10 protein-coding genes are annotated in these 12,159 nt (G+C 70.4%); 4 read left to right on the forward strand and 6 right to left on the reverse strand.

Annotated features, from left to right (window positions below; all coding sequences use genetic code 11):
- The first annotated feature begins 45 nt into the window (after positions 1 to 45).
- Together AACH11_RS08060 and AACH11_RS08065 are read left to right on the forward strand one after the other, a co-directional pair.
- Positions 46 to 987: an MBL fold metallo-hydrolase gene (locus AACH11_RS08060; protein ID WP_341373698.1), complete on the forward strand. Its 942-nt coding sequence runs from the start codon at positions 46 to 48 to the stop codon at positions 985 to 987.
- Positions 984 to 1,685 (forward strand): DsbA family protein, encoded by a 702-nt coding sequence (locus AACH11_RS08065; protein ID WP_341373699.1) that lies wholly within the window; start codon positions 984 to 986, stop codon positions 1,683 to 1,685. Before AACH11_RS08060 ends, AACH11_RS08065 begins: the two co-directional genes overlap by 4 nt.
- A gap of 29 nt (positions 1,686 to 1,714) precedes the next feature.
- On the opposite strand, the gene AACH11_RS08070 is transcribed toward AACH11_RS08065, so the two are convergent.
- Both AACH11_RS08070 and AACH11_RS08075 read right to left on the reverse strand, forming a co-directional pair.
- The gene (locus AACH11_RS08070) at positions 1,715 to 4,990 is read right to left on the reverse strand and encodes a DEAD/DEAH box helicase (protein WP_341373700.1); all 3,276 of its coding nucleotides are present in this window, start codon (positions 4,988 to 4,990) and stop codon (positions 1,715 to 1,717) included.
- Positions 4,991 to 5,042: 52 nt separating this feature from the next.
- Positions 5,043 to 5,777 carry a LysE family translocator gene (locus AACH11_RS08075; protein WP_341373701.1) on the reverse strand — a complete coding sequence of 245 codons (735 nt, stop codon included), beginning with the start codon at positions 5,775 to 5,777 and terminating at the stop codon, positions 5,043 to 5,045.
- A gap of 154 nt (positions 5,778 to 5,931) precedes the next feature.
- On the opposite strand from AACH11_RS08075, the gene AACH11_RS08080 reads away from it, so the two are divergent.
- Positions 5,932 to 6,387 (forward strand): Lrp/AsnC family transcriptional regulator, encoded by a 456-nt coding sequence (locus AACH11_RS08080; RefSeq protein ID WP_341373702.1) that lies wholly within the window; start codon positions 5,932 to 5,934, stop codon positions 6,385 to 6,387.
- Positions 6,388 to 6,406: 19 nt separating this feature from the next.
- On the opposite strand, the gene AACH11_RS08085 is transcribed toward AACH11_RS08080, so the two are convergent.
- Positions 6,407 to 7,423: a patatin-like phospholipase family protein gene (locus AACH11_RS08085; protein ID WP_341373703.1), complete on the reverse strand. Its 1,017-nt coding sequence runs from the start codon at positions 7,421 to 7,423 to the stop codon at positions 6,407 to 6,409.
- A 185-nt stretch (positions 7,424 to 7,608) separates the two neighbouring features.
- Between AACH11_RS08085 and AACH11_RS08090 the strand changes: the two genes are divergently transcribed.
- The gene (locus AACH11_RS08090; protein ID WP_341373704.1) at positions 7,609 to 9,849 is read left to right on the forward strand and encodes a PhoX family protein; all 2,241 of its coding nucleotides are present in this window, start codon (positions 7,609 to 7,611) and stop codon (positions 9,847 to 9,849) included.
- 27 nt (positions 9,850 to 9,876) lie between these two features.
- On the opposite strand, the gene AACH11_RS08095 is transcribed toward AACH11_RS08090, so the two are convergent.
- The 3 genes from AACH11_RS08095 to AACH11_RS08105 form a co-directional block, all read right to left on the reverse strand.
- Positions 9,877 to 10,209 (reverse strand): SMR family transporter, encoded by a 333-nt coding sequence (locus AACH11_RS08095; protein WP_341373705.1) that lies wholly within the window; start codon positions 10,207 to 10,209, stop codon positions 9,877 to 9,879.
- The gene (locus tag AACH11_RS08100; RefSeq protein WP_341373706.1) at positions 10,206 to 10,793 is read right to left on the reverse strand and encodes a TetR/AcrR family transcriptional regulator; all 588 of its coding nucleotides are present in this window, start codon (positions 10,791 to 10,793) and stop codon (positions 10,206 to 10,208) included. The genes AACH11_RS08095 and AACH11_RS08100 overlap by 4 nt, the downstream gene beginning before the upstream one ends.
- A gap of 186 nt (positions 10,794 to 10,979) precedes the next feature.
- Positions 10,980 to 12,131, reverse strand: coding sequence for a hypothetical protein (locus AACH11_RS08105; protein WP_341373707.1), 1,152 nt, complete (start codon positions 12,129 to 12,131; stop codon positions 10,980 to 10,982).
- Positions 12,132 to 12,159: the final 28 nt, after the last annotated feature.

Raw genomic sequence — 12,159 nt, forward strand, 5'->3', positions numbered from 1 at the left:
ACCTACGATGCCGGCATTCCATCCCCCACCGAACGGAGCGCCCGCATGTCCACCCCCCTGCCCCGCCGCCATCTGCTGCAGGCCGCACTCGCCACCGCCACGGCTGCCGCCGGCATCACCGCCACCGCCCTGCCCCTGGCCAGCCACGCCGCCCAACCGATCACCACAGGTGGCGCCCCGCTGACGCTGACCGTGCACAACCCGGCCGCCGACGGCATCTTCCCGGTCAACTCGGTGCTGGTCAGCGGCCCGACCGAGGCGGTGCTGATCGACGCGCAGTTCCAGCGCAAGGACGCGCAGGCGCTGGTGCGCCTGATCCAGGCCAGCGGCAAGCGCCTGACGACCATCCTCATCAGCCACGGCGACCCGGACTACTACTTCGGCCTCGACGTGCTGCAGGCGGCCTTCCCGCAGGCCCGCATCGTCGCCACGGCCGAGACGGTGGCCCACATCCAGGCCAGCAAGGACGCCAAACTCGCGTATTGGGGTCCGATCCTGAAGGACGACGCACCGCAGACGCTGGTGGTGCCGCAGGTGCTGTCCGGGCACCGCCTGACGGTGGACGGCCAGACGCTGGAGATCACCGGCCCCGAGGCCACGCGCCGCGTGGTGTGGATCCCGTCGCTGCGCGCGGTGGTGGGCGGCATCCCGGTGCTGGCCCGCATCCACGTCTGGATGGCCGACACGCAGAGCCCGGCCTCCCGCCAGGCCTGGCGCGGCACGCTGCGCGCCATCGAGGCCCTGCGCCCGGCCGTCATCGTGCCCGGCCACGAGCTGCCCGCCGCGGACGGCCGCCCCAGCCGCGACCTGTCGGCCCTGCGCTTCACCCGCGACTATCTGGACGCCTTCGAGACCGAGGCTGCCCGCGCCCGTGACGCCGCCGGCCTGATCGCCGCGATGCAGCGCCGCTACCCGGATCTGGGCGAAGTCTCGTCGCTGGAGATCAGCGCCAAGGTGATCAAGGGCGAGATGGCCTGGCCGCAATGAGCGCCGACACCCGCCCCGCGATGGACACGCCCGAGCAGCCTGCGGCACCCGCCGGGCCCACGGCCATCCTGCACGCCGTGCACGACCCGCTGTGCGGCTGGTGCTACGCCGCCGCACCGCTGCTGCGCGCCGCAGCCTCGCTGGAGGGCCTGACGCTCGAACTGCACGGCGGCGGCATGCTGGCCGGCAACCGGCGCCTGCGCATCACGCCGCAGTGGCGGACCCACGTGCTGCCGCATGACCGCCGCATCGCCGAGCTGTCCGGCCAGCCCTTCGGTGCGGCCTACCGCGACGGTCTGCTGCGCGACACCGACGCGGTGATGGACTCCGGGCCGCCGACCACCGCCCTGCTGGCCGCCGAGGCCCTGGGCGGCGACAGCCTGCAGCTGCTGGAGCGCATCCAGCAGGCCCACTATGTCGAGGGCCGACGCGTGGCCGACCGTACCGTGCTGCGCGCACTGGCCCACGACATCGGCCTGCCCGAAGCCGGTTTCGACCACCACTTCGACGCCCTGGCCGGCGAGCCGACGCGACAGCACATCGCCGACAGCCACCGCTGGCTGCAGCGCCTGGGCGGCCAGGGCTTTCCGACACTCGGGCTGGAGCGGCGCGGGCAGGTGCAGACGCTGGATGTCAGTGGCTGGGTGGGGCGGGCGGAGGTGTGGGGGGCGTGGTTGCGAGGGTTGCTGACCACCTGAACGCGCGTCCGGCTGGCGCAGCCGATCGCTCAGATCCCCCGCAGCACGCTGAACGCGCGGAACAGCCGCGCGGGCAGCGGCTGGTGCAACTGCCACTCGATCGTCATCGGCCGATCACCGTGGTGGGACAGCAGACGGACCGGACCACACGCCCGGTAGGCCTCGCCCTTGCGCGCCCGCACGAAAAGCTGGAACTGCCAGCCTTGCTGCTCGCCCTTCAGATAGCGTTGGCCGGCCTTGGTGTCAGGGCCCGCGCTGTTCTGGGTCTGCCAATGGAAACGTTCGGCGCTGATCGCGTAGTCGTGATAAGCGATGCGGTCGTGGAAGCCCGCACTCTTGTCCAGGGTGACGAAGAGCAGTTCGGTCTTGCGCGCCGCCAGCGCCAGCACACCGGCCTGGAACGGCGTACGTCGCTCGGCGGTCAACCAGCCCACCGCGGTCAGGATCTCACGGATGCCGTAGCTCGCATGCAAGACCAAGGGCAGATCCTCCAGCCCCGGCACGGCCAGAGCCGGCACCACCGGCCGCTGCAGCAACTGATCGCTGAGGGCCCTCAGTTCCAGCGCCAGCTCATCCTGCGCGTACAGGCGCCGCACGAAGTCCTGCGGTGAGCCCGTCTGCGCGTACTGCCCGTCGATCTGGTAGGCCAGCATCTGCACGGTCATCGCGTGCCGGACCGCGATCCGCTCAGCCTCGGGCCGGCCCTGCGTCAAGGCCTGGAACACCTCCAGACGGTGGACGTCGTCCACGTGCAGCAGATCGGCCAGACGTCGACTGAAATAGTCTTCTTCCGGACCCCGCTCTGTCACCAGCAGGCCGGCATCCCGGCGCAGCTGGGTCCAGCCGCTGCGGCCGGACCCGGTGGCAGACCGATAGATGTCCTCCAGCTCCACGGACTGGTCGTGCAGGAAGTGCGCGAGCAGGACCTCCGAGCGCCCCTTCAATGCCGCATAGGCTTGCAGTTCGGTGCGCAGGCGTCGCCAACCACCATCCAGCAGGCTGCGCAGATTGCGCAGCACCTGCTCGCGCGTCTGCGGCTGCAGCTGGATGTGGCAGCCCGGGGGCAGGCTGCCGAAGCCCTGCTCGACACCGGCAGCCAGCTCACGTCGGGTCAATCCGGTCAGTTGCGACAACAGCCGATCGAAGCGGAAGTCCGCATGGTGCTGCCCGACGAAGTCCAGGATCAGACAACTCTCCTTGCCGGGTGACAGGCGCAGCCCGCGACCGATCTGCTGCTGGAACAGCACCGGGCTCTGCGTCGGTCGCAGCAGGAGCAAGGTGTCGACCATCGGCAGATCCACGCCTTCGTTGTAGAGGTCGACCGTCACCAGGGCGCACAGCTCACCGCTGGCCAGCCGCTGCGGCGCCGCTCTGCGCTCGTCCTCCGGCGTGTCACCCACCACGCAGGCGGCCGGCAGTCCGGCACGGTTGAACTGCTCGGTCATGAAGCGGGCATGCGCCACCGAGACGCAGAACACCAGCGCGCGGCTGCGCTGCGGGCTTTCGGCCAGTCCGCTCCAGGCTTGGATGACCGCGCGGGCACGGACCTCATTGCCGGTCACGACACGCTCGATGGCCTGCTGCTCCCCGACCCGGCCCCAGGGCACCTGGGAAAAGTCGGTCGCGTCATCGCAGGCGTAGTACTCGAACGGTGCCAGCAGTTGCAGGTCCAGGGCGTGCCACAGCCGCAGCTCGACGGCTGGACGGCCATCCGGCCGCATGTCGAAGTACGCAGCGATCGGCTGACCATCCGATCGTTCAGGCGTTGCCGTCAGGCCCAGCAGAACGGCGGGTTGCACCTGGCGCACGAAGGCATCGAAGCGCTCCGCCGCGACACGGTGGCACTCATCGATGACCACCGTGTGCCAGTGGCTGGCGCCCAACTGCGCCACCAGCTGGCGACTGCTCACGCTGTCGATCGTGGCGAACAGATGCGTGAGATGCTGCGGCTGTGCGCCACCCGTCAGCAACTCGCCGAAGGACGGATCACGCAACACCTCGCGGTAGGTGCGCAGCGCCTGGCGCAGGATTTCCTCGCGGTGCGCCACGAAGAGCAGACGCGGCCGCCCGCCCACCTGGCTGCAGGTGCGGCGGTAGTCGAAGGCCGCCATCACCGTCTTGCCCGTGCCCGTGGCCGCAACCAGCAGATTGCGGGTACGCCCATGCGCACGCTCCAGCGCCAGCTGCTCCAGGAAATCCAGCTGATAGGTCTTGGGCTGCAGATCGAAGAAGGCCAACGGGGTGGCGCCGCTGGCGCCTGCGTCACCGTGCGCCCCCAGGCCGCGTCGCTCACGCGCCAGGGCCGCGTGCAGCTGCTGACGATGATGCGCATCCTCCGGGTCGTAGGGCTGGAACTCGGCATCGGCCCACAAGGTCTCGAAATGCGCGGTGGCGCGGTCGAACAGCGCTTGCTGCGCACGTTGCGTCAGCTTGACGGTCCACTCCAGACCGCCCGTCAACGCCGCGCCCGACAGATTGGCGCTGCCCACGTAGGCCGAGCCGAACCCGCTCTCACGCTGGAACAACCAGGCCTTGGCGTGCAGGCGGGTGCGGCGCCCGTCGAGGGACACGCGAACCTCGCAGCCCGGCAGCCGGGCCAGCTCGTCGAGCGCCCGCGCCTCGGTGGCACCGGTGTAGGTCGTCGTCAGGATGCGCAGCCGGGTCGCCACGGCGCCGTCGGCGCCCCGTGCGCTGATCTGTTGCAGCACATCACGCAACTTGCGAACACCGGAGACCGTGATGAAACTGACCAGGATGTCGACCCGGTCGGCCGAAGCCAGCTCCCGCCGGATCTCCTGCAGCAGCGACGGCGAGCCCTTGCCTGCCGTGAAGAGCCAGGGCATGGCCAGGCCCAGCTCGGGCTTCTGCACGAACACGCGATCGGCCCGTATGGCCTGCAGCACCTGGGGCGGCTGAGCGATCAGATCGATGTCCGATCCATCCGCCTTCTCGTCGGCAGGCAGGCGCTCCCGCAGGAACCTCAGCAGCCCATTGACCAGCTCGACTTGCCGACGCGCCCCATCCTTGTCGTCGGTGTCGGCAGCTTCCAGCACCTGGGCCAGTTGACGGGTCAGCAGGTCGAGCAGCAACTCGACGCGACCACCGCTGAACGCGTCAAGTTGCGCATGGGCGACATCGAGTCGGGACTGCAGCTGCTCGGTCAGCAGCTGGTCGTACAGCCCGTCAGGCCACACCATGCGAACCCTCCGGATGAGGGCTGTGCGGCAGCCTGTGGCTGGCGGCTCCTGACGGCTTGGACATGCGCCTGCTCCCGGTTCGGCGTCGTGATGGGTGCCGATTGTCACCCTGGCCTGGTGGAGACCGGGCGGCCCCCCGCGGATGAGGTCTGCCGGCGGTTCAGCCCCCCACCCAACGCCCCACCTGCTCCCCCACCAAGCCCACCCCGATCGCGATCATCAGCCCGCCCGACACCCGGGTGACGGTGCGCGCCGCCGTGGGCCGGGCGCCGAGCACGCGCTGTGAGGCCAGGCCCACGCCGAGGTAGACCACCACGCAGCTGGCCGCATGCACCGCGCCCAGCGCCAGGATCTGTCCGGCCACCGGCCAGGCGGCGGCCGGTTGGACGAACTGCGGCAACAGGGCCAGCAGCAGGAGCAGCAGTTTGGGATTCAGGCCGCTGACACCGGCGCCCTTGAGCGCACAACCCAACACCAGAAGCCGGTGTCCTGTGCGCGGACCCGGGGCCGGGCCGCGGCCGTGCTCGTCAGCGACGGCCACCGCGGGCACGGGACCCGCCGCCGCGCGGGCTCCCCCGTCGACGACAGCGCCGGGCGCCGGCACGGCCGCGGCCCCGGCGCTGCGCCACATCAACCGGCCCAGGCGCAACAGCCACAGCGCGCCGGCCAGCGTCAAGGCGCTCAGCAGCGCGGGATGGCGGGCCACCAGGGCGCCGACGCCGGCGGCCACCGCCGCCGTGGCCAGCAAGGCGCCGCAGGCCAGGCCGGCGACGGCCGGGGGCACCCAGCGGCGGCCGCGCAGGCCGGCGGCGATCACGTAGGCCCAATCGGCGCCGGGCGTCAGCACCAGCAGGAAGGACACGGCCCAGAAGGCGGCGATGGCGGTCAGCGGCATGGCGGCGGCAGGCGGGCAGGCAAGACAGGGGGAGAGGACACGGGCGGGCCACGCAGGCAACGCGCGGCCGGGGATCCGGATGCTAGGAACGATGGCCGGCAAGGTGCTGCCGGAATCTGCCCACGATCCACGGTCGCATGGAAGAATCTTCCCCATGGACGCACTCGACCGAAAGATCCTTGCCGAACTGGCCCAGGACGGCCGCCTGACGGTCACGCAGCTGGCCGAGCGGGTGGGGCTGAGCCTGTCGCCCTGCCACCGGCGAGTGCGCGCGCTGGAGGAGTCCGGCGTGATCCGCGGCTATCGGGCCGAGCTGGATGCGGCGGCGCTCGGCCTGACCTTCACCGCGCTGGTCTTCGTCACGCTGCAGGACACGCGCTCGGTGGCGGATTTCGAGCAGGCTGTGGCCGAGGTCGAGCACGTGGTGCAGGCCCAGCGCCTGTTCGGCGAGCCGGACTACCTGCTGCATGTGGTGGCGCGGGATCTGCCGGCCTTCCAGCGCCTGTACGACCAGCGGCTGACGCACCTGCCTGGCCTGCTGCGCATGACCTCGACGCTGGTGATGAAGGACGTGGTGCTGCACCGGCCGCTGACGGCGGCGATGGACTGACGGCGCCCCGCCCCGGGCCTCAGAGCCCGGGCAGTTGAGCGGTGGAGCGCTGTCCGAGGGCCGCGGCATGGGCCTGCAGCCAGCGTCCGGCCTCGCCGTGGCCGGACTGGCGCAGGCTGTCCAGCAGCGGGCCATGGGCCAGCAGGCGGCTGTCGGGGGCCAGGCGCTGCAGCGCGCTGCCGCCATCCAGCACATGCCAGCGCATGCGGTGGATGCGGCCGGCCAGGCCGCGGGGCCACCACTGGGCGCGGGCATCGGCCTGCAGGCGGGCCAGCCATTGCAGCTCGCGCTGCAGCCCGCTGGCGAAGCCGATCTCTGCCATGCGGTGGCGGATGGCGGCCGCCTCACGCGGGGCCGGCCCCATGTCGCGTGGGCTCAGGCGGATCAGCATCAGGTCGCAGGCTGGGTGAGCGTCGATCAGCGGCAACAGCGCGGGGTTGGCACTGAAGCCGCCATCCCAGCAGGTGCGCCCGTCCAGAGTCACCGCATGATGCAAGGTAGGCAGACAGGCCGAGGCCAGCAGCGCCTCGATGTCCAGCCGCGGGTTGCGCACCAGGTGCAGGGCGCCACTGCCGGCATCGGTGGTGGCGATGATCAGCGGCAGGGCCGAGGGGTGGCGCAGGCGCTCGATGTCGACGTGGCGCTCCAGCAGCTCGCGCAGCGGGTTGAGTTCCGCGGGATGCGTGTCGTAGGGCGACAGCCAGTGTGTCGCCCACTGCAGCATCCAGCGTGCGGCAGGTGCCAGGCGGGTGTCCTCGCCCTGGCCAACGGTCAGCAGGCCCAGCGGCAGCAGCTCGCCCAGGGCCTGCCAGAAGTCGGCCAGCGCCTGGCGCGCGCCATCGGCTCCGCCCTGCGCCCAGCCGCTGGCCAGCACCGCGGCATTGAGCGCACCGGCGCTGGTGCCGCTGAGGGCCGCCGGGCGGATGCCGTGCGCCAGCAGGCCGTCCAGCGCGCCCCAGGTCCAGGCGCCATGTGCGCCACCGCCCTGCAAGGCCAGCAGCACGGCGGGAGGTCGTCGGCGGAGGAACTCGGTCATGCGGCAGCGGCGGGCAGTGGCTCCGGCCGCATTCTGCGGGCACGCACGGATCGGTGCCGGACACAGGGTCATCGCCACAAGGCCCCGGCGGGCCGTGCGGTGTCCGGCAATGTCACGCGGCTTTCATCATCGGCCGACAGCATGCCGCACCCAGCAACGTTCATTCACGAAGTCAGGTGCATGTCATGACCCAGCCCGTCGATCTCAGCCATCTCGCCGCCCGCGCCGAAGAGAACAGCAACACCAGCGACAACGCGCATTTCGAGGCGGTGCTGGAGGCCCGGCTGTCGCGCCGCAGCCTGCTGCGCGGCGGTGCGGGCTCGGCGGCCGTGGCGCTGTTCGGCAGCGTGGGCCTGACGGCCTGCGGCGGTGGGGACGATGAGAGCAGCAGCGGAAGCAGCACCACGCCCGCCGTCGCGCCGCTGACGGCGCTCGGCTTCCAGGGCGTGGCCAAGACGATGGCCGATCAGGTCACGCTGGCCGCCGGCTACAGCGCCTCGGTCGTCTACGCGCTCGGCGATCCGCTGACCAGCACCACCGCCGCCTTCCGCAACGACGGCACCGACACCGACTTCGCCAACCGCGCCGGCGACCACCACGACGGCATGGAGTGGTTCGGCCTGTCGTCCGACGGCCAGGCCTCGACCAGCGCCAACGACCGCGGCCTGCTGGCCATCAACCACGAGGCGACGACCGACGAGACACTGTCGTCGTTCTTCCTGCACGCCGACGGTGGCACGAAGACCCTGCCGCGCCCGGCCAGCGAGGTGGACAAGGAGACGGCGGTGCACGGCGTGGCCGTGGTCGAGGTGCGCAAGACCGGCAGCAGCTGGTCGGCCATCACCGGCTCCGCGTTCAACCGCCGCATCACCGCGCTGACCGAGGTCGACATCGCCGGCCCGGCACGCGGCCACGCGCTGCTGAAGACGCGCTACTCGACCGACGGCACGCGCACCCGCGGCACGCTGAACAACTGCGGCACCGGCAAGACGCCCTGGGGCAGCTTCCTGAGCGGCGAGGAGAACTGGTTCGGCTACTTCACCCGCCCGGCCGGCGATGACGCGGCCCGCGGCAACGACAAGACGGTCACCGCCCTCAGGCGCTACGGCCGTGCGGCCGGCGCGGCCTCGCGCCACGGCTGGGAGAGCGCGGGCAGCGACGACATCCACGCGCGCTGGATCAACGCGAAGACCGGCACGTCCGCCGACGGCACCGACGACTACCGCCACGAGATGAACGGCATGGGCTGGATCGTCGAGCTGGACCCCTACCAGCCGGCCAGCCGCATGGTCAAGCGCACCGGCCTGGGCCGCTTCGCGCACGAGAGCGCGGTGTTCTCGCTGCCCAAGGCCGGCGAGAAGCTGGCGGTCTACATGGGCGACGACTCGCGCAACGAGTACATCTACAAGTTCGTCAGCGACACCGCCTGGTCGGCCGCGGACGCCGCACCGGCCGACCGTCTGGCCACCGGCGCCAAGTACCTGGACAGCGGCACGCTGTACGTGGCCAGGTTCGCCAGCGACGGCACCGGCCAGTGGGTGGCGCTGAACCTGGCCGCCATCCCGTCGACCTACACGGCCTATGCCTTCAGCGACGAGGCCGACATCCGCATCAACTGCCGCCTGGCCGCCGATGCGGTCGGCGCGACGAAGATGGACCGCCCGGAGTGGTGCGCCACCCACCCGACCACTGGCGAGATCTACTTCACGCTGACCAACAACAGCAACCGCCGCGTCAGCCCCACCGCCGGCAGCAGCACCCAGCTGCAGCCCGACAGCGCCAACCCGCGCGCCTACAGCGACCTCAAGGGCACCGCCACCCAGTCGGGCAACGTCAACGGCCACATCCTGCGCGTGCGCGAGACGGGCGACAGCGGCGCGGCCACCACCTTCAGCTGGGACATCTACCTGTTCGGCGCCCAGGCCGATGCCGACACCGGCCTGGTCAACCTGTCGAACCTGACGGCCGACCAGGACTTCTCCAGCCCCGACGGCCTGAAGTTCAGCCCCTCGACCGGCATCTGCTGGATCCAGACCGATGACGGCGCCTACACCGACGTCACCAACTGCATGATGCTGGCCGGCCTGCCGGGCCGCGTGGGCGATGGCGCCAAGCGCACGCTCGCGCATTCCAGCGCGCTGAGCGTGGACACCTTCGTCGGCGCCAGCCCGACGGCCGACACGCTGCGCCGCTTCCTGGTCGGTCCGAAGGACTGCGAGATCACCGGCCTGGCCGAGACGCCGGACGGCAAGACGCTGTTCATCAACATCCAGCACCCGGGCGAAGGCACGAAGATGGCCGACATCGCCGACCCGACGAAGTACACCAGCCAGTGGCCTTCGAATGCCGGTTATGGCGCCGGCCAGCGTCCGCGCTCGGCCACCATCGTGATCACCAAGAACGACGGCGGGCGCATCGGCAGCTGAGGCTCAGCGGGGGGCTTTCCCCCCGCCTCAGTGCCCGACGCTGTCGGAGAACAGGTGGATCACCAGCACGCCCAGGATGATCAGGCCCATGCCGGCGATGGCCGGGCCATCCAGGCGCTGCTTGAAGACGATCCACGACACCAGCGAGGTCAGCACGATGCCCACCGCTGACCAGATCGCGTAGGCGATACCGGTCGGCACGACCCTCATGACGAGCGTCAGCGCATACAGCGCGGTGCCGAAGCCGGCCAGGGCGCCAAGTGTCGGCCACAGGCGGGTGAAACCGTCGGACGCCTTGAGCAGCGCGGTGGCGACGACCTCGATGGCGATCGCCCCACCCAGGATCCAGTAGACGTTCATCGTGCGGCTCCTTGGCCGATGGAGGCATGCTGCAGGGCCAGCAGGTCGGCTTCCAGGCGGGTGCGGTCGTCCGCGCTGAGGCGGTAGAGACCCAGCAGATCGGACAGCCACAGGCCGTCGGCGGCCAGACGCAGGATCAGGTCCCGGCTGTCGGCCGGGCGATCCTGGCGGCGGTCTTCGTCCAGCCAGTCGGCCCAACGTCGGGCGGCCGCGCGCTCGACGACGAGCGCGGCCAGCATCGCCCGCCATTGCACCAGCCCGTCGGCCGGCGCGCCACGGAAGGTGGCGCGCACATAGGCGCGGGCGGCATCGGTCTCGCCAGCCGCACGCTCGGCCTGGAGCTGGGCGGTGAAGTCCGCCAGGCAGGCGTCCATCACCGCCTCCAGCATCGCGGCACGGGTGCCGAAGTGGTGCTGCGCCGCCCCCTTGCTGACGCCGGCACGATCGGCCACGGCGCCGATCGAGATCGCCTGACCTTCGGCCAGCAACGCGGTGACGGCATCGAGCAGCGCGCCACGCACGGCCTCGGGATCGCGGCGGCGCGGCTCGGCGGCGGCAGGACGGGGGGCGGAGGGGGAAGACATGGCGCCATCATAACAATACGATCGTATTGCTGTGCGGATCAAATGGCGTGCAGCGCCTGTCCTCGTGCAACCAGGAAGCGCTGACCGACGCCCGACCGAACAGCAAAGCTGCCTGGGGTAACGGTCGCGCTTCGCCATGTTCAATGCAGCGGCCTCCCCCATCGGGTCGTCAGCAGTACCCGCAGTTCACCGCAGCTCTGCCCCGAACGCCTCCTGGTCAACGAACCGCCCAGCACCACGAAGTGCGGTCAGAAGAACTTCGTCCGCGTAAGCACACCCCGTGGTTTCGGGATCTGCCTGCCGCTCCTTGTTCGCCGCCCCCGGGACATGCCCTCCCCCAGAAGCAAGGACGGTCAGCAGGTCTGCATAGCCCGGCTGCCAAGCCATCGCATCGGGAAACACCTCTCTCAGGCTGGCAAGGATTTGCATGCCGGCGTAGTCCAAGTCGCCGAAGAACCGCACAGGAAGATCTGCGCGATCAAACAGCCAATCGCTGACAAGCGCCAGACCTCGTGCCGAGGGCGGGTCCACCGACAGCGTCCCGGTCATCGCCGTCCGGAGGTACACCCGGCAACCACCGCGATGTCGAAGACGCTTCGCACTCCCCTTGAAACCGGCGGCATAAATCAGGAGGCTGTGCTGCCATTCGGGCGCTCTCGCGTCCGCCATCCGTTCAAAGGTCACCAGGTTCTCGATGAACAGCGCCTCGTCGAAGAAGGCGGGAACATCGATCAGCAGCTGTATGGGTGCCTCCCAAAACTGCCCGTGTGTCGCGCCCAGGAGCCGCAGCAGTTCGTCTCTGGCGTCGAGCACCTTCGATCTGCCGTGGAACACACGCGCCGATGCCTCGCGCAACGGCATGGCCGCCCCTGACAGGCACAGCTCGCGGAGTTCATGAAGGCAGCGCGCGGCCTCATCGGTGGGAACCGTTGACAGCGCAGAGAGAGGGCTGCGGCTCAGGTAGTCGATCAGCGACCGCTTCCCACCATCGCTGGAATCGACCCAGTGTTGTTCGAGATGTGCGGCGAGACGGCGCTGCCAGTGATCCGCCAGGCGAGCGAAGCCAGCCCATGCCGCCAAGGCATCGAAATCCATCAACTCCAGCTGTGGCTTGCGATCGACGAAGCCGGCAAACTCCCGTTCAGGGGCCAGGATCAACCGAACCCACCCCGTGCTGCACAACTCTCGCAGCAGCAGTTCCACACGGCCAACGGCCTCTGCATGGACTTGTCCGTGCAATTCGGGCAACTCGCGCTGATCCAGCCTCAGCCGCGTGCTGCGCGGGTCGTTTGAACGCTCAGCCTTGGCGAGCAGCCGGGAGGCGACACGCAAGAGCATCGGATCGCGTGGCGGACCAAGGTCACCG

The sequence above is a fragment of the Pseudaquabacterium rugosum genome (genome assembly GCF_038066575.1).
Classification (GTDB): domain Bacteria; phylum Pseudomonadota; class Gammaproteobacteria; order Burkholderiales; family Burkholderiaceae_C; genus Pseudaquabacterium; species Pseudaquabacterium rugosum.

Bases quoted from the DNA above. Each gene is read 5' to 3' on its own strand.
- AACH11_RS08060 (WP_341373698.1), top strand. From the start codon at position 46: ATGTCCACCCCCCTGCCCCGCCGCCATCTGCTGCAGGCCGCACTCGCC.
- AACH11_RS08065 (WP_341373699.1), top strand. From the start codon at position 984: ATGAGCGCCGACACCCGCCCCGCGATGGACACGCCCGAGCAGCCTGCG.
- AACH11_RS08075 (WP_341373701.1), bottom strand. From the start codon at position 5,777: ATGCCGCTGACCGCCATCGCCGCCTTCTGGGCCGTGTCCTTCCTGCTG.
- AACH11_RS08080 (WP_341373702.1), top strand. From the start codon at position 5,932: ATGGACGCACTCGACCGAAAGATCCTTGCCGAACTGGCCCAGGACGGC.
- AACH11_RS08085 (WP_341373703.1), bottom strand. From the start codon at position 7,423: ATGACCGAGTTCCTCCGCCGACGACCTCCCGCCGTGCTGCTGGCCTTG.
- AACH11_RS08090 (WP_341373704.1), top strand. From the start codon at position 7,609: ATGACCCAGCCCGTCGATCTCAGCCATCTCGCCGCCCGCGCCGAAGAG.
- AACH11_RS08095 (WP_341373705.1), bottom strand. From the start codon at position 10,209: ATGAACGTCTACTGGATCCTGGGTGGGGCGATCGCCATCGAGGTCGTC.
- AACH11_RS08100 (WP_341373706.1), bottom strand. From the start codon at position 10,793: ATGTCTTCCCCCTCCGCCCCCCGTCCTGCCGCCGCCGAGCCGCGCCGC.
- AACH11_RS08105 (WP_341373707.1), bottom strand. From the start codon at position 12,131: ATGCTCTTGCGTGTCGCCTCCCGGCTGCTCGCCAAGGCTGAGCGTTCA.